A 16,822-nucleotide genomic window follows, 5' to 3' on the forward strand; every position below is an offset into this window, starting at 1 on the left:
TTTGATGAAGTAGCGTTTTAGCTAAGGTGAAGAACTATGTGCGGTATTGTAGGAATAGTCGGTAAGAGTAACGTCAACACCCAGTTGTACGATGCGCTTACGATGCTTCAGCACCGAGGCCAGGACGCGGCAGGCATCGTGACCTGCCATGAGGGACGGCTCGCTCAGGTAAAGGCAAACGGGTTGGTGCGCGATGTATTTCGCACCAGTCACATGTTGCGTTTAATTGGCAACATGGGTATCGGCCACGTGCGCTATCCCACTGCAGGCAGCTCGGGCCCAGCATTGGCTCAGCCGTTTTATGTGAACTCACCCTACGGCATTGCACTTGCCCACAATGGCAATCTCACCAACGCGGCAGAGGTCAGCGAGCACGTATTTCGCGCGGACCTGCGCCACATCAACACCGATTCCGATTCGGAAGTGCTGATCAACGTTTTAGCCCACGAACTGCATCGCCTTAACAAATTAACGCCCACAGCCGACGATTTTTTTAGCGCCGTTGAGGCGTTGCACGATCGCGTTAAAGGTGGCTATGCCGTAGTGGCTCTAATCGCCAACTACGGTGTGGTTGCATTTCGTGATCCGCACGGCATTCGGCCGCTGGTGTACGGTAAGCGCACCACTGAAAAAGGCGACGAATATATGGTCGCCTCAGAGAGTGTTGCGCTCGATACCCTTGGTTTTACGTTGCTGGGCGATGTGGCTCCGGGCGAGGCAATCTATATCAACATGCACGGACAATTGCATCGCCGCCAGTGCGCCAAAGCACCGTCACTGCGCCCGTGCATTTTTGAACACGTCTATTTTGCCCGTCCTGATTCCATCATGGATGGTGTTTCGGTTTACAAGGCGCGCTTGCGTCAAGGCGAGAAGCTGGCCGATAAAATTTTGCGCGAAAATCCAGACCACGATATCGATGTGGTAGTGCCCATTCCCGATTCTTCCCGTGTTGCTGGGCAGGCATTGGCGCAAACTCTGGGCGTTAAATTCCGCGAAGGCTTGGTGAAAAACCGCTACATTGGCCGCACGTTTATCATGCCGGGCCAACAGCAGCGCAGAAAATCTGTGCGCCAAAAGCTCAACACCATTGAGCTGGAATTTAAGGGCAAAAATGTGTTGCTGGTGGACGATTCCATCGTGCGCGGCACCACCTGTCAGCAAATTATTCAGATGGCGCGCGAAGCCGGCGCCAACAAAGTTTATTTTGCCTCCGCTGCACCCGCTGTGGCCTTTCCAAACGTTTATGGCATCGATATGCCCTCGGCGCGGGAGTTGATTGCCCACGGCCGCAGCACGGAAGAAATCTGTCAAGAAATCGGTGCTGATTGGCTGGTGTATCAGGAGCTTGAGGATCTAATAGCGGCGTCCAGTGAAGGCAATCCAGAGGTGGCCGAATTCGACTGCTCCGTATTTACCGGTGAATACGTAACCGGCGATGTAGATGATGCCTATTTGGCAAGATTGGAAGCGGCGCGCAATGACGCAGCCAAAGCCGGTGATGTGAAAAACGCCATGGATGGTGACAGTGTCATCGGGCTGCACAACGACATGCATGAATTGGGCTGATCGACGATGGCTAAAAAGGATTTAGGTTCTAAGGCCTACTTGGCGCAACAGCGAGAAATTCTCGATGAAGCGCTGGCAGATGCTGGGGGCGACACCTTGGCGGTGCGCGCGGGCCAGTTGCGCAGTCCAGAGGGCGAGCACGGAGAGGCCATGTTTTTGACCTCGAGTTATGTGTTCGATTCCGCACAAGCGGCGGCGGCGCGCTTTTCCGGGGACGATCCCGGCAACGTTTATTCGCGTTACACGAACCCCACCGTGCGCTATTTTCAAGAGCGCATGGCGGCGCTAGAAGGGGGCGAAGCGGCGGTGGCTACGGCCTCGGGTATGGCCGCCATTCTGAGCACCTGTATGGCGCTATTGAAGGCCGGTGATCACGTCGTGTGTTCGCGCAGCGTGTTTGGTACTACCAATGCGCTGTTTAGCAAATACATGAGCAAACTCGGCATTACCACCACATTTGTGACCCTGACAGATCTGAACAATTGGCAGGCGGCGCTGACACCGGCCACCAAGATGTTGTTTTTAGAGACACCATCCAACCCACTGTGTGAAGTGGCTGATATCGGCGCCATTGCTCGGCTCGCCCATGACCATGGCGCTGTGTTGGTGGTGGATAACTGCTTTTGCTCGCCAGCGCTGCAAAAGCCCCTAAGTCTAGGGGCGGATATTGTTGTGCACTCTGCCACTAAATATTTAGACGGTCAGGGCCGATGCGTGGGCGGCGTCGTGGTAGGGCAGCAAGCGCACATGGATGAGGTGTTGGCCTTTGTCCGTACCGCGGGCCCGACGATGAGTGCCTTTAACGCCTGGGTGTTTGTGAAGGGATTGGAAACGCTGCGGCTGCGCATGGACGCCCATTGCGCCAGCGCCCAAGCCTTGGCTGAATGGCTGACTGAACAACCGCAGGTCGAGCAAGTTTACTATGCAGGGCTGCCGAGCCACCCGGGACACAAGCTGGCCAGTGTTCAACAGCGAGGCTTTGGTGGCGTGCTGTCTTTCAAAGTCAAAGGCGGCCGTGATGCAGCTTGGGCCTGTATCGATGCCACGCGCATATTTAGCATTACCGCCAACCTGGGCGACGCCAAGAGCACCATCGTGCATCCGGCCACTACCACCCACGGCCGTCTCTCAGATAGCGACAAGGCCGAGGCGGGAATTACTGAAAATTTGATCCGTGTATCGGTAGGCCTAGAGGACATTGACGATTTAAAGGCCGATTTGCAACGGGGGCTGCATGTCCTTTAACGATATGCTGGAGCCCGTGGCCAACGCCTGCGAACAAATCGCTGGCGTGCTGCTTGGCAAAGACCAGCAGATCAAGTTAGCCATGACCTGTTTGATCGCGCGCGGGCATCTGCTGATCGAAGACTTGCCGGGCATGGGCAAGACCACCTTGGCGCACGCCCTGTCGCAGGTGTTAGGGCTGTCCTACCAGCGCATTCAATTTACCTCGGACCTGTTGCCGGCAGATATTCTCGGGGTCTCCGTTTTCAATCAGAGCGAAGGGAATTTCACCTTTCACCCAGGGCCCGTGTTTTCGCAGGTTTTGCTGGCCGATGAAATTAATCGGTCGACGCCAAAAACCCAAAGTGCGCTGTTAGAGGCCATGGAAGAGGGGCAGGTGACAACGGACGGTGAAACCCGCAAGTTACCGGACCCGTTTTTCGTGATTGCGACCCAAAATCCGCTGTCTCAGGCCGGTACCTTTCACTTGCCTGAGTCACAATTGGATCGGTTTCTGATGCGCATCAGCTTGGGCTACCCCTCAGATGCGGCCGAGCGCGCACTGTTCCTGGGTGAGGATAGCCGGGTTTTGTTGGCGCGCATGAAGCCCGCGTTGACCATTGCCCAACTGAACACCTTGCGTGCCAAGACTGCGGAAGTTAAAGCGTCAGAGGCAGTTCTAGACTACCTGCAGCGGTTGGTGAATCACACTCGCAGCGCGCCGCAATACAGCTATGGCCTTTCTCCTCGCGGTGCCTTAGCGCTGTTAAAAGCCGCAAAAACCTGGGCCTTGCTGCACAAGCGTAAATACCTGGTCCCCGAAGATCTGCAAACCCTGTTCGGCCCGGTGGTTGCCCATCGCGTAAAAGGCATGGGCGAACAGGGCGACAATCAGGGCGATCTGCTAGCTCAGCTCACGCTCGACGCGGTGGATGTGCTGCAGGGCTAATACTGGCCCCCCTATAATGCGCTATACCTGTAGGTGTGCCCTGTGTTCAATGACTGCGCCGGGCCCGCATAATTACAGGGAGCTCACTTATGTCAGCGGCGTTATTTGGTCAATTCTTACTTGAGCAAGAACGTATCAACGTGGAGCAATTCCACACCGCGCTTGCGCACCTACGCCGTAAAAATAAATCCTTAGGTGAATTAGCTGTCGATAGTCGTTTGATGACTGAGCGAGAGGTCGCCCAGCTCAATCGAGAGCAGCGAAATACCGATTTAATGCTAGGTGAGCTGGCTGTACATGCCGGTCTGCTAACGGAGCCGGATCTCGAAAGACTGTTGATACTGCAACAGGCAACGCGCGTAAATTTAACCGATGTGTTAGTTGAGTTGGGTTACATTGGCGAATCGCTGGCGGCAGAATTGACGCGTGATTTTTCCGCACAGCAGCGGGCGTCGCGCACTCAGTGCGAGCGCGAACTTAAACAAATACCACAGTCGGAATCATTGCAGCTGTGTTTGAATGAACTGATAAAAAGCTTGCAGCGCATTTGCCGGCAGAGTGTGGTGATCCAGAGGGTTTATAGTCGTCGAGAGTTACAAAAACGACTCCCCTACGTGGTGTTGCAGCAGGTATCGGGTGATTTTCATTTTCATTTTGGCATGGCGCTGGCCGCTCAGCAGGTTCAACGCATCTCCAGCTCACTGAGCGGTGAGCCCATTGCTGAGGGCTACATTCCCGTGGCGGCGATGGAGCGTTTTTCAGACATCGTTATTCAAAATGCATGTGAAAAATTTGTTCTACAAGGCCGAAAATCCAGCGCAGATAAGCCCAAGGCATTCTTTGTGGGCGATCACATGCCCGCCTGTAAAGATTTAATTGGCGTTCAAATGCGCTCTGATGACGGCGATTTTGACGCTGTATTTTTTGCATCCTGAGCACCCGTAAATCCCTCCTTGGTGATATGGTGGGCGTGATTTAGTATCTGAGTACTTCTCCTTGGCAGCCTGGCTACGGTGGCCACGCTTCTTTAATTACGTAGATGTGGGTTTTATGTTGAGTGCATTTTCGGCGGCGTTGCAAAGACGTTTCCGCAATTGGGTTAACCGTCGCATCCGACCTGCGCGTACGGTCACGTTAGGGCAGCGCAATTTATTCATTTTTCCCTCCGCGAGTGGCTGGGCTTATATTTTTACGCTGCTGCTTTTGTGGGTGCTGGGCACCAATTACGAAAACTCGCTGATCCTAGGCTTGGCATTTTTGCTGCTGAGCGTATTCGTAGTTGCCATCTTGCACACCTATCACAATTTAGCGGCTCTGCGATTAACATTAGGTGAGGTTAAGCCTGTATTTGTAGGCGAGCGCGCAGCTTTCCGCGTGCGTATTCAATGCAAAGCGGGCAGTGGCAAGGGGCAGGTACTGAACGTTGGTTGGCGCAATGAGCCGTGCATATCACTGAGTTTAACGGGGGACGAGCAAGATGTGGAACTCTGGGCCCAAAGTGACCGTCGCGGCTGGCTGCATCCAGGGCGATTAAAACTTGAGAGTGTGTTTCCTCTGGGTATTTTGCGTTGTTGGACCTGGCTGGATTTGGACGCTAAGGCATTGGTATACCCAAGACCTATCGCGAGTGAGCAAGCGCCTTGGGCGGACGCAGAGGGAGAGCTAGATGCCCACTTTCAGCGCGCGGGCAGCGATGACTTTGTCGGACTCGAAAGCTACCAGCCCGGGCAATCATTGCGACGCATTGCCTGGAAGCAGTTTGCTCGGGGGCAGGGCCTGATGCTGAAACAGTTTGCCCAGTCAGAGGGGCAGGCTCAGGCACTTGATTGGCATTTTTTTGAAGGCATGGATACAGAGAACCGGCTCAGTCGCCTGTGCCATTGGGTGCTTTATTTGGATCAGCGAGGGCTGCCTTTTTCGTTGGCATTACCGGGCCAGGTGATTCCGATGGGGCAGGGCGATTCCCATAGAGACCGGTGCTTAACCCGATTGGCTTTATACGGGCTGGAGACACGCAGTGCTGATTGAGCAGATCCCCCGCAACAGTCAACTGTGGCTATTTTTCGCGCTGTTGTGGGCACTGGCGCCACACACAAGTCATCTGCCCGTTTGGGTCTTGGGTGCAGGCGCGGTGATCTTGATCTGGCGCTGGCAAATTTATTTGGGGCGCTGGGCGATGCCCGGTCGACTGATTAAAACGCTGTTGGTGTTGGTCTGCGCGTTTGGTATTTGGCGTGGCTATGGCAGTTGGCGCGGCGTAGAGCCCATGACCGGATTGCTGTTGGTGGGCATGTTGCTCAAGTTGCTGGAGATGCGGCATCGGCGCGACGCGCTCCTGGTGGTGTTCCTTGGCTATTTTGCCGCGGCAGCCCAACTACTTTTCGCGCAATTAATATTTGAAACCCTGTACTGCACGCTCACATTTTGGTGGCTTTTAACGGCGCAGCAACTGCTGTTTAGTGGCCCCACAGCGGGGGTAAAGCCAGCCCTGCGGCGCAGTGGCGTGATGTTGCTGCAGGCCCTGCCAGTGATGGTCGCGCTCTTTTTAGTGTTGCCGCGCACGGGGCCCCTGTGGGCCATGCCCATGCAAAATCACGCCGCACGCACGGGTATTAGCGATTCCATGTCGCCGGGTGATGTGGTCGATTTAACCAAGTCTGGCAAGTTGGCATTTCGCGTGAATTTCGATGGGGCGGTGCCGCCGCCGGAGGCCCGGTATTGGCGTGGAATCGTGTTGAGTGAATTTGATGGGCGCACATGGCGGGCGCGCAATTACGATTTTAATCCCGGTGGTCGCGGCGTCGATCGGTCGAATCAAGCGCCATCGAGTTGGCGCTTGCTGCCCGAGGCAGCCCGTCAAGGTGCGCCTCGCTACCGCTATCAAGTGCTTATGGAACCTAGCCACCGCACATGGTTGTTTACCCTGGGCGTGCCCCTGTCCGTTGAGTCCAATAAGCGTTGGTCGATTACTATTGATCAGACCGTGCGCACGTTGCTGCCCATTGCTGATCGTCAGCGATTTGAATTTTATACCGTGGATATGCCGGTGGTTGCTGAACAGCTGCATCCATTTGTGCAGCGTCACTATTTATCCTTGCCGCCTAGGGTGAACCCACGCACGCGGGCATTGGCCGATCAGTGGCGTGCCACCGGGCTCAGTAAACAAGCGCTGATCGCGCGTTTTGAAAATATGATCCAAGAGCGATTTATTTATACGTTGCAGCCGCCGGCCTTGGGTGAGCACAGTGTCGATGAGTTTTTGTTTCAAACCCAGCAAGGGTTTTGTGAACACTTTGCCAGCAGCTTTGTTTTTTTCGCGCGCGCCGCGGGTATTCCTGCGCGCGTAGTGACCGGCTATCAGGGCGGGGAGTTAGGCCTAGCTGGCGACTATTTGCTGGTCCATCAAATGGACGCTCACGCGTGGGCTGAAGTGTGGATTAACGGTGAGTGGTTGCGCGTAGATCCCACTGCGGCAGTGGCCCCAAGCCGCATTCGCAGCGGCCTGCGCGCAGCCATGCAAAATAATGCGGATCTTTTGGGCGACCCCCTGTCGCTCATGCGCTACAGCCACATTAACTGGTTGAATCAAGCGCGCTTGCAATGGGAGGAGGTCAACTACCGGTGGCAGAGTATGGTGGTCGGGTTTGATGGTGACCGGCAGTCTGCAGTTTTGGAAAAATTATTGGGCGGTATGGAGCCCTGGCGTATCGGCGTATTTTTACTGCTGGCGGCGGGCGCGCCGCTAGCATTATTGGCCCTGTGGTTGGCGTGGTGTAATCGATCCGAGCCGCTGCCGCCGCTGTTGCGGTTATTGCGCCGCATTGAGCGCAAAACCGGTATTGAGCGTGCGCCCGGTGAGCCTGTGGGCCAGTATTTTGCGCGAGTAGAGCGCTTGTTACCCGAGCAAACGCGACTGTGGCAACAGTTTTCGGCGCTGTTTGAGCGCGGTTTGTACGATGATAAAAATGCCGAGGCGGTGCGTTTAATAAAGGCGCAACTGGCGCGGATTAAGCGCCAGTCAGCTGGTGGCGAAAAGCCAATAAACTCGCCGTAATGGCGACGTTCAATGATTCCACCCCATTTGCCATGGGAATGCGGAGGTTGTGATCGGCGAGTGCTTGCACCGCCGATGAAACACCGTGAGTTTCGTTGCCCAGTACAAAAATGGTGGGTGCAAGCGCCTGAAATTCACCCAAACTTTGGCGGGCGTGTGATGACAAGCCGCACACTTTGGCACCGGCTGCTTGAAAATTCTGGAGCGCTGCCGCCAGGTCATCGCACCGTAAAATTGGGCAACGAAACAGCGCGCCGGCGCTGGCTTTAATCACCAGTGGGTCGATTTGCGCGCAGCCCTTTTTGGGCAGTAACACCCCGGCAATGCCGCTCGCGGCGACCGTGCGCAAAATCATGCCTAGATTTTGCGGGTTGGTGATGCCATCGAGTGCCAGAAGTTCGTACTGATTAGGGGCTGTCTTTAGAAAATCTTCATAGGCTCGGTAGCCACCCAGCACTAAATCTACAGCCACGCCCTGATCCTGTTTGCCATTGCGCGAAATCCGCGACAGTGCCTGCTTGCTGTGATAACAAATTTCCGCGTTGTGGCGTTGTGCAATGGCCACTATGTCATCGAGGATCGCAGCCGATTTGTTGCTGTCGGCCAAGTGCAGTCGATGGATTTGAATGCCCGGTTGTTGCAGCGCTTCGAGCACAGGCTTGCGGCCGTAAATCGTGAGCAATTGATCGTAAAACTGTTTGCGCTGTTGGTATTCTTCGGAATCGTTCATGGCATCTACTTGCGGGCGTTGAGCAGGGAAAGTTGTTTGTCGATGAGCTGTTGAATTTCGGTTAGCCGAGCCTCGGCATTGTCGCCTTGATGTCGGGCGATGGCCAGCGTTGATTCAGCGAGCTGTCGGTACAGTTGTTGATCGCCCATCGGGACCTCGCTGTGCGCGAGTGCCGAAAAATGCGCGGCTAGGGTGCGGGTGTCGCCACGACTAACGGGCCCAGTGAGCACCGCATCCGCGGGGCCTTGCAGCGTCTTGTCGAGATTCTGAGTGGCCAGCGGGCGCAAAAGTTCCGCCGCTTGAGTTCTTGAAAGGCCGGCAAATTCAGCCAAGCGCAGCGCTTGATCTATGAGCGTCACCAAGTGATTGCTGGCTGAAACTGTGGCCGCATGGTAGAGCGCTTTGGCGTCCTGTGAGCGGGCGTCGAGTTCAAGCCACTGGCATTCCAGCGCGGTGAAAAGTGGTTTTAACAGGGACTTTGCTGTGTCGCTGCCCTCCGCAACACAGTAACTTCCGGCCAGCGTGTGGATAGCATCGCTAGGAGCGCTAAAGGCGTGCACGGGATGCACACTGGCCAATTGTGCGGGTTGAGCAGGTTCCAGTGCCGTGTGGTTGAGGCTGCCGGCACAGTGAAATACCACCTGTCCACCGTGCAGCGGTTGTTGGGCAATCCAACGTGCCGCCTCGGGTAGGACTTGATCAGGACAACTTAGCAGCCAGATATCACACCCTGCTGGGCGGTTTTCCGGGGTAGTGGCATTTCCGGCGCCGATAAAAGCCACTGCATCCTTGGCACTTTTGATGTGCTGGCAAACCACCTGTCCGATAGTGACACACCCTTTGGCTTGCCACAGGTGCGCAAGGGTTTGGCCTAATTTGCCGGCGCCGAAAATCGAGAGCCGAGGGGGGGTGGGCTTATGCATTGAGTGTCATCGCATTGCGGGCAGTAAAAAGGCGCACCCTAGTGCGCCTGAAGGCGGGGGTCAACGGCTTTCGCCGCATTTATGCGGGCTTGCGCAAGTAGCAATCGTCATCGTTGGCCAGTAGCGCTTTGAGCACGTGTTGCCGGCTGATGAGCCCCACCAATTTGTTGCCCTCTACTACAGGATAGTTTTTGGGTTTATTGGCGAGCATCGTTTGCGCGACTTCCACGATGCTGGTGGAAGGCGTCACGGTGAGCACGTCTCGGTGCATGACTTTGGTGACGCTCGCGGGCTCTTCGCAATAGAAGGCGTCGTTGAGCATCTCTTTGATACAGTCTTGTTCTGAAACAAAGCCCACCAGTTGCCGCTCGCTATCCACAACCGGTGCCCCGATGACCTTATGCTCCAGCAGCTTGGTCACCACGGTGCGAATGTTATCGGTATTGCTGACGACCAGCGGCTGTCGATTCATAAAATCTTGGACGAGTATCGATTGCATGGGGTTCTCCTTACCTGTGGCCTGAAGAATGCATCAGGATTGCATCAGGAATGCTGCAGCGGGGGCGCACACCCCTTCAATGACCATACCGCAGCCCATGCCTTAAGACTAGCCAATAAACGGCGCTCTTGCGATGTGTCTAACGCTTTAGCGGCAGCGCTCTAGGTAGGCAGCCATGGCAGCGGGCATGCCCATGGCGATGCAGTCCACGGTAAATGCGTGGCCAATGGAGACTTCCAGTAGGGGCGTCACTGCGTCGCGAAAGGTTGCCAGATTGTGCAAATTTAAATCGTGCCCGGCGTTGACGCCCAATCCCAATTCGGCAGCCGCGTGCGCGGCCTCGGCGAAGCGCGTTAAAAGCTGCGCAAGCTCGGGGGCCTGGGCTTTGTGCGCAGCGGCAAATGGCCCGGTATAGAGTTCTATGCGATCTGCACCTATATCGGCTGCCCGCTTAATTTGGTCTGGATCTGGGTCCATAAACAAACTGACGCGCATGCCCTGTTGTTTTAGCTCGGCAATGATCGGTTTCAGCGCCGTGGCGCTACTGCGCAGATCAAAGCCGTGGTCTGACGTTAACTGAGCATCGCTATCGGGCACCAGTGTGCACTGCGCGGGTAGGGTCTCAGCCACCAGCGCCATAAAACCAGGGTAGCTACCTAGCGCAGGCGCGAAGGGGTTACCCTCCACGTTGAACTCCACTTGTGGGCTGACGAGCTTGGCCAGTTGGCGAACGTCTTCGGCGCGAATGTGCCGTTGATCTGGGCGCGGGTGCACGGTGATGCCATCGGCGCCTAGGTCGATGCAGCGCTGTGCATGTTCGCAGACATCGGGAAAGTTACCTTCACGGGAATTGCGAATGAGGGCAATTTTGTTCAGATTAATACTGAGCGCAGTGGCGTTAGCGTGTGGCACGGCAGATTCCTAATAAAAAATGTAAAGCGGCGCGCTTACAGTCGTCGCGCCTTTAAAATTCGCACCGGTGTGTTGGGCGCCTCTGGGAATGCGCGTATCGCGCCCCGGGGTTCGCGGGTGATCGCGTCCACAACGTCGATACCTGAAATGACCTTGGCAAACACCGCGTAGCCGGCTTTGTTTTTGCCTGCGTCTAAGTGCGCATTGCCTGCCACATTGACATTGATGAAAAACTGCGAGGTGGCGCTGTCAGGGTGCGAGGTGCGCGCCATTGAAAGAAAACCATAATAATTTTTTAAGCCGTTGTGGGATTCATTCACAACCGGCTCGCGCACTGGCTTTTTAGTGAAGTCGAAGGTAAAACCGCCGCCTTGAACTACAAAGCCTGGGATAACTCGGTGGAAGATGGTGCCGTCGTAAAAACCAGAATCCACATAGCTTAGGAAGTTGTCAGCGGTAGCCGGTGCTTTATCGGCAAATACCTCTAACACAATATCACCCAGATCCGTTTCAAACTTCACTTTTGGGTTGGCCGCGACACTTGCCAACGAAAAGCAGGTGAGTATTAAGCCAAGAATAAAACGAGTCATAAAAAATCCTTAACTAATCCATTCGGATTTGCGCTTACGATTGCTCAAGCTTTGAATGAGCAAGGTAAAAATCATGCCGATGCCTAAGATAGACGCGCCATAAATCCATTGGTTATAGGTTTTGTCATTTTGCAGCCGCTGGTTGCTGGCCTTTAAAATATCCGCTTCCGTTTGTAGCATTTGATGCTTTTTTAATAGGTCTTGGTAGCGTTGATTGAGGTCGATGGCATTTGCCGACAATTGCTTAATGGTTGCCAGCTCTTCGGCAAGCTGGTCGCGCTGAGCCGTAAGGCTTGATAGATTGTTGAGCGCGCTACTCCGATCGCCGCTCAAATCCCGGTAATCGTTCTGTAGGTTGGCGAACTCCTCGCGCAATTTTTGAAGCTCCGCTTCTGTGCGGCTCAGTTTCACCGAGGCAGTGGGCTCTTCTAGTAAATATTGATTGCGAATCCAGCCTTGATCGCCGTTGCGCACTTCCACCAATGACCATTCGCCGTCTTCACTTTGCTCGACGAATTTAACCGCGGTGCCGGAGGGGAGGCCGCGGTGGATGATGCGGTACTGGTTGCCTTGACCGCTGCGCAATGGGACGAACAGTTGATCTGAAATATAGCGAGTTTCTTGCGCGCTCACTGAATGGCTACAAAGGCTCGATAGCAGGGCGATAAGTAAAATTATTCTGGTCACGGATACATTTTCCAAAGTAGTTGTTGGATAAAGTTTACGCGCTTGGGTGCGCACATGCTGTCGGCAGCATCACGTTCACGGTAAAACTTTCTTAAAGGGTTTGACCGCAACCCGTTGATAAACCCCAGCGGCGATATAAGGGTCGGCATCGGCCCAGTCTTGTGCTGCCACTAGGCTGGGAAATTCAGCCACAATTAAACTGCCAGTAAAGCCTGCTTCGCCGGGATCATCGGCATCGATGGCGGGACAGGGGCCCGCGATTAACAGGCGGCCATGTTCGCGCAATGCTTCCAGACGCGCAATGTGTTCTGCGCGCGCCGTTTTGCGCAATGGTAGCGAATTGGCAACATCTTCACTGATGATGGCGTAGTACATGGTGCGTCCTTAATGCGTGGGCTGCACAACTTAGGCGTCGTGCAGAATGTCCTCAAAATCCAAGTGAGTGAGTTTTTTAATGTTTTTAAACAGATAAAACAAGGTATAAATCATGATACCCATGGCAGGAATCACAATTACCGGGTAACTCAGTGCCGTCATTTTGCCCAGTTCTTCGTTAAATGCCTCGGTGCCGGGTGCGCTCACGACGATCCATTTTGCCAGTACATAATTAAGTGTCGAGCTGACAAAGAAGGAAAAGGCCAAGAGGTAGGTGGCGTTGCGCAAAACGGCTTCGAATGCGCGATGGTTGTTGTGTTGGTCCAGTGCGCGATCCACCACCGCCACTTTCAATAGTTGATCGTTATAGATGAAGGTGCGCACCAGCGGAAAGCGTGTTTTTAGCGATGCCAGGGTAGCAAGGCCCAGTAAGCCCGGTATGGCGGCTTCTTTGATGGCGATATATTTAGGGTCCAATTCCAGCAAGCTGATGCCGCCGGTGAGCAGTACGCTGACAATTCCCAGAATTGAAAAAAAGTTGATTTTGCCGCGCTGTTTGAAATCTTTTAGGCCGTACAGCAGGGGAAACGCCAAGGCAATGATCAAGCCTAGTTTGGTGCCGAGCCACGCCTCGTTGCTGAACTTCGTCAAAATCACCGTCGGCAGCACTATGTTAAACAGCAGGTTAACCAGCATGTTTTCGCGCTCGGGCTTAGGGGCACTCGGTGGGGTATTGGTGGCGACAGGCGCGCTGGGCTCGTTTTGTGCTTGGGTCATTTGCGTCTCAGTGGCAAAATGATGAACGGCGTCGGTCAATGTGTGACCGTGTTTGCGCCTATCGGGGGTTCATATTACAGGCTTGATTGATCTACATACACATACCTGCGCATCGGACGGTATTTTACGGCCTGAAGCGCTGGTGTCGAGGGCAAAAAGTCAGGGCGTGACCACTTTGGCGATTACAGACCACGACACCATGGATAGCTACGCCGAAGCGCGTATCGCCGCTGAGGCTCAGGGCGTCGCGTTAATTCCCGGCATCGAAGTTTCCAGCACCTGGCGCGGGCGCGGGGTGCACGTGGTGGGCTTGGGCTTGGACCCAGATCACCCCGAACTCCAGCACTCACTGAGGGCGATGCAAACGGTGCGGGAAGACCGCGCACTCGCCATAGCGCGGGCATTGGCCAACTCTGGACTCAGCGGTGAACAAGACATTTTGCGGCAGGCGCGCATTGAGGCGGGTGAGGGAAGTATTGGCCGCCCGCATTTTGCCCGGGCGCTGGTTCAGCTTGGAAAGGTTAGCTCACAGGCGGCGGCCTTTCGGCGCTATTTGGGCAATGGTAAGCCGGGTGATGTCAAACAGGCGTTCCCAGAGTTGGAGGAGGCCATTGCGCTCATCGTAAGGGCTGGCGGGGTGGCCGTCTTGGCGCATCCGCTCAAGTACAAGCTAACGCGCACAAAGCTGCTGGAGTTGGTGGGTGATTTCAAGCAGGCAGGTGGTGCGGCGGTGGAGTTGATCAGCGGTTACCAGGAGGCGTCGGTCACCCATGATTTGGCTCGGTTATTGGCACCCTTTGCGCTGCACCTGTCTATCGGTAGCGATTTTCACCTGCCCGATCAGCGCTGGCAAGAATTGGGGTGTGCCGGTATTTTGCCAGACGACCTGCTGCCCGTCTGGCACTTGCCGGCCTTGGCGTCGCGCATGGCTGTGGCTAAACCAGAATCCGTGTAAGCTGTGCAAGTAATTGAATAGTCAGAACTTTTATTAGCAAGGAGGCCCTGTGGCCCAGTTTTTTCAGATTCACCCAGACAACCCGCAGCACCGGCTGGTGGTACAGGCCACCGATATCGTGCGCAAGGGCGGGGTGATTGCCTATCCCACAGACAGCGCCTATGCGTTGGGGTGCCATATTGGCGATAAAGCAGCCCTCGATCGCATTCGGGCCCTGCGCCAATTGGATAAGCACCACAATTTCACCTTGATGTGCAGAGACCTGTCGGAGCTGTCCACTTACGCCAAAGTCGACAACCAGGTCTACCGCATGCTGAAAAATCACACGCCGGGGCAATACACCTTCATTTTGGAGGCCACCTCAGAGGTGCCGCGCCGATTGTTGCACCCCAAGCGCAAGACTATCGGCCTGCGGGTGCCCGACAACGCCATTGCTCTGGCATTGTTGGAGGAGCTGGGCGAGCCGATCATGAGCGTAACACTGCAGATGCCCGGCGATGAGTACCCGATGAGCGATCCCTATGACATTCGCGACAGCCTCCAGCACCAGTTGGATTTGGTCATTGACGGCGGTTACTGTGGGCTGGACACCACGACCGTGGTGGATCTTACGGGCGATGTGCCCAGCTTGGTGCGCCAGGGAATCGGCGATTTCAGCCCGTTCGAGGCGGCCTAGCGCGCATCAATGGCAGGTGCACAGACGCAGGGCGGGCATTTGCGATTGCAGTGCCCGAGGTGCGGCCCCATAATGTCACCCTTTGAATGTCCGATTGGCCTGCTGAGAGAGCAATCCGTGCTGAGAGATCCACTGTGAGTCCCGAATTAGAAACCTTGCCCGGCGAGACTGCGCTGACTGATAGCGAACAGGGCACCGAGCTGGTGGCAGCCGAAACCGCCTCGCCGGCCCCAGACGCCGCGCCCGACCAGCCCGCTGACGCCGCCGTCGCTGCCCCGCAGCGCCCCGATCAAGCGGAAATGCCTTTCGCCATTGTGCAGGGCAAAGCCGTCACGGATCTGCCTAAAGACCTGTACATACCCCCGGATGCCCTGGAAGTGATTCTAGAGGCCTTCGAAGGCCCCCTCGATCTGTTGCTGTACCTCATCCGCCGCCAAAACCTCGATATCCTCGAAATCAATGTGGCTGAAATCACGCGCCAGTACATGGCCTATGTGGAAATGATGAGCGCGATGCAATTTGAACTGGCCGCCGAATATTTGGTGATGGCCGCCATGCTGGCCGAAATTAAGTCGCGCATGCTGCTGCCGCGCTCCAGTGAGGAAGAAGAGGATGAAGAGGATCCACGGGCGCAGCTGATTCGACGCCTGCAGGAATACGAGCGCTTTAAACAGGCCGCTGAAGATATTGACGAGTTGCCCCGCGTGGGGCGCGATGTCTTCCATGCCTCGGCACAAGCTCCGGATCGCAATTTGACGCGCCCCGAGCCGGATGTGGATCTCAAAGAACTCTTGCTCGCACTGTCTGAGGTATTGCGTCGGGCCGATATGTTTGAGAGCCACCACGTCACCAAAGAAAAGCTATCAACCCGCGAGCGCATGGGGCAGGTGCTCGATAGATTGGCACACAAGCAATTTATGCCTTTCGTGCAATTGTTTACCGTTGAAGAGGGTCGCCTGGGCGTGGTGGTGACGTTTTTAGCGGTGCTGGAATTAATTAAAGAATCCCTAGTGGAAATCGTGCAAAACGACAGTTTTGCCGCAATCCACGTGAGAGCGAGAACGCAGTAATCATGGCTGATACCCCTGATCAAGACACAATTGAGAACGCCGCGCCGGAGCAACAAGAGGCCGCGGTAACTGACGAGGCGATAGAAGTGCAGCCAATGGCTGTAGATACCGCTGAAACTGACGCGCCATCAGACGCGAGCGATGATTCCGCCGATTCGGCTGAGCGCGCGCCCGCCGTGGATCGAGAACTGCTTCGGAAAATTGTCGAAGGCGCACTGTTGGCTGCGGGTCATCCGCTGTCGGTGGCTAAATTAGCCGAGCTGTTTGAATCTGAGGCGGGTGCTGAACCCATGCCCAAAGAAGAAATCAAAGCGGCGCTCGAAGACATTCAGGCCGATTGTGAAGGCCGTGGCTTTGAGCTCAAGGAAGTGGGCACTGGCTGGCGCTTTCAGGTGCGCGCCGAAACCGCTCCTTGGGTCAATCGACTGTGGGATGAAAAACCTCAAAAATATTCTCGCGCGCTGCTGGAAACTCTGGCACTCATTGCCTACCGTCAACCGATAACGCGCGGCGATATTGAAGAAATTCGCGGCGTGGCGGTGAGTTCCCACATTGTTAAAACGCTGTCGGAGCGCGAGTGGATCAAAGTGGTCGGGCATCGCGATGTACCCGGTCGCCCCTCGCTGTACGCCACCACGCGCCAATTTTTAGACTACTTCAACCTCAAAAGCTTGGACGAGTTGCCGTCACTCAGTGAGCTGCGCGATTTGGATGAGCTCAATAAAGAGCTGGATCTTGCTGAAGACCCGGATGCAGCTGAGCGCGACGCTATTGACGAGGCCAAAGACGAAGTGGCCGAACAGGATCAGGCAAGTCACACTGAAGACGCAGA

General features: G+C 55.3%; 18 protein-coding genes. 10 read left to right on the forward strand and 8 right to left on the reverse strand.

The window, feature by feature from the left end; translation table 11 throughout:
- Positions 1 to 36: 36 nt before the first annotated feature.
- The 6 genes from purF (at position 37) to FHS30_RS06250 (ending at position 7,796) form a co-directional block, all read left to right on the forward strand.
- Positions 37 to 1,569 carry an amidophosphoribosyltransferase gene (gene purF, locus FHS30_RS06225; protein ID WP_183909517.1) on the forward strand — a complete coding sequence of 511 codons (1,533 nt, stop codon included), beginning with the start codon at positions 37 to 39 and terminating at the stop codon, positions 1,567 to 1,569.
- Positions 1,570 to 1,575: 6 nt separating this feature from the next.
- A complete protein-coding gene (locus FHS30_RS06230; RefSeq protein ID WP_183909519.1) occupies positions 1,576 to 2,814 on the forward strand; it encodes an O-succinylhomoserine sulfhydrylase in 1,239 nt (412 codons plus the stop codon).
- Positions 2,815 to 2,818: 4 nt separating this feature from the next.
- Positions 2,819 to 3,742, forward strand: coding sequence for an AAA family ATPase (locus FHS30_RS06235; protein ID WP_183910241.1), 924 nt, complete (start codon positions 2,819 to 2,821; stop codon positions 3,740 to 3,742).
- A gap of 89 nt (positions 3,743 to 3,831) precedes the next feature.
- Positions 3,832 to 4,677: a hypothetical protein gene (locus FHS30_RS06240; RefSeq protein WP_183909521.1), complete on the forward strand. Its 846-nt coding sequence runs from the start codon at positions 3,832 to 3,834 to the stop codon at positions 4,675 to 4,677.
- 115 nt (positions 4,678 to 4,792) lie between these two features.
- Complete coding sequence (locus FHS30_RS06245) at positions 4,793 to 5,770, forward strand: DUF58 domain-containing protein (RefSeq protein ID WP_183909523.1); 978 nt, start codon at positions 4,793 to 4,795, stop codon at positions 5,768 to 5,770.
- On the forward strand, positions 5,760 to 7,796 hold the full coding sequence (locus tag FHS30_RS06250; RefSeq protein WP_183909525.1) for a transglutaminaseTgpA domain-containing protein: 2,037 nt from the start codon (positions 5,760 to 5,762) through the stop codon (positions 7,794 to 7,796). The genes FHS30_RS06245 and FHS30_RS06250 overlap by 11 nt, the downstream gene beginning before the upstream one ends.
- On the opposite strand, the gene FHS30_RS06255 is transcribed toward FHS30_RS06250, so the two are convergent.
- From FHS30_RS06255 to FHS30_RS06290, 8 genes are all read right to left on the reverse strand, one after another.
- Positions 7,750 to 8,526 (reverse strand): TrmH family RNA methyltransferase, encoded by a 777-nt coding sequence (locus FHS30_RS06255; protein WP_183909527.1) that lies wholly within the window; start codon positions 8,524 to 8,526, stop codon positions 7,750 to 7,752. The two genes, FHS30_RS06250 and FHS30_RS06255, sit on opposite strands and share 47 nt — an antisense overlap.
- 5 nt (positions 8,527 to 8,531) lie before the next feature.
- Positions 8,532 to 9,449: a Rossmann-like and DUF2520 domain-containing protein gene (locus FHS30_RS06260; RefSeq protein ID WP_183909529.1), complete on the reverse strand. Its 918-nt coding sequence runs from the start codon at positions 9,447 to 9,449 to the stop codon at positions 8,532 to 8,534.
- A gap of 79 nt (positions 9,450 to 9,528) precedes the next feature.
- On the reverse strand, positions 9,529 to 9,948 hold the full coding sequence (locus FHS30_RS06265) for a CBS domain-containing protein (RefSeq protein ID WP_183909531.1): 420 nt from the start codon (positions 9,946 to 9,948) through the stop codon (positions 9,529 to 9,531).
- A 147-nt stretch (positions 9,949 to 10,095) separates the two neighbouring features.
- Positions 10,096 to 10,860, reverse strand: a complete 765-nt coding sequence (locus FHS30_RS06270; RefSeq protein ID WP_183909533.1) for a pyridoxine 5'-phosphate synthase — start codon at positions 10,858 to 10,860, stop codon at positions 10,096 to 10,098.
- Between the two features lie 35 nt (positions 10,861 to 10,895).
- Positions 10,896 to 11,450, reverse strand: a complete 555-nt coding sequence (locus FHS30_RS06275; protein ID WP_183909535.1) for a peptidylprolyl isomerase — start codon at positions 11,448 to 11,450, stop codon at positions 10,896 to 10,898.
- Between the two features lie 9 nt (positions 11,451 to 11,459).
- The gene (locus FHS30_RS06280) at positions 11,460 to 12,137 is read right to left on the reverse strand and encodes a TIGR04211 family SH3 domain-containing protein (protein WP_183909537.1); all 678 of its coding nucleotides are present in this window, start codon (positions 12,135 to 12,137) and stop codon (positions 11,460 to 11,462) included.
- Between the two features lie 75 nt (positions 12,138 to 12,212).
- Complete coding sequence (locus FHS30_RS06285) at positions 12,213 to 12,512, reverse strand: YciI family protein (RefSeq protein ID WP_183909539.1); 300 nt, start codon at positions 12,510 to 12,512, stop codon at positions 12,213 to 12,215.
- Positions 12,513 to 12,542: 30 nt separating this feature from the next.
- Positions 12,543 to 13,289 (reverse strand): VC0807 family protein, encoded by a 747-nt coding sequence (locus tag FHS30_RS06290; protein WP_425502348.1) that lies wholly within the window; start codon positions 13,287 to 13,289, stop codon positions 12,543 to 12,545.
- A gap of 82 nt (positions 13,290 to 13,371) precedes the next feature.
- Between FHS30_RS06290 and FHS30_RS06295 the strand changes: the two genes are divergently transcribed.
- The 4 genes from FHS30_RS06295 to scpB form a co-directional block, all read left to right on the forward strand.
- Positions 13,372 to 14,244: a PHP domain-containing protein gene (locus FHS30_RS06295; protein ID WP_221197196.1), complete on the forward strand. Its 873-nt coding sequence runs from the start codon at positions 13,372 to 13,374 to the stop codon at positions 14,242 to 14,244.
- A gap of 49 nt (positions 14,245 to 14,293) precedes the next feature.
- Complete coding sequence (locus tag FHS30_RS06300; protein WP_183909541.1) at positions 14,294 to 14,920, forward strand: L-threonylcarbamoyladenylate synthase; 627 nt, start codon at positions 14,294 to 14,296, stop codon at positions 14,918 to 14,920.
- A 173-nt stretch (positions 14,921 to 15,093) separates the two neighbouring features.
- Complete coding sequence (locus tag FHS30_RS06305) at positions 15,094 to 15,990, forward strand: segregation and condensation protein A (protein ID WP_425502365.1); 897 nt, start codon at positions 15,094 to 15,096, stop codon at positions 15,988 to 15,990.
- Positions 15,991 to 15,992: 2 nt separating this feature from the next.
- The coding region (gene scpB, locus FHS30_RS06310; protein WP_246341207.1) for an SMC-Scp complex subunit ScpB at positions 15,993 to 16,822 on the forward strand (830 nt) is incomplete at its 3' end.

The sequence above is a fragment of the Simiduia aestuariiviva genome (genome assembly GCF_014192475.1).
In the GTDB taxonomy this organism is placed as follows: Bacteria; Pseudomonadota; Gammaproteobacteria; order Pseudomonadales; family Cellvibrionaceae; genus Simiduia; species Simiduia aestuariiviva.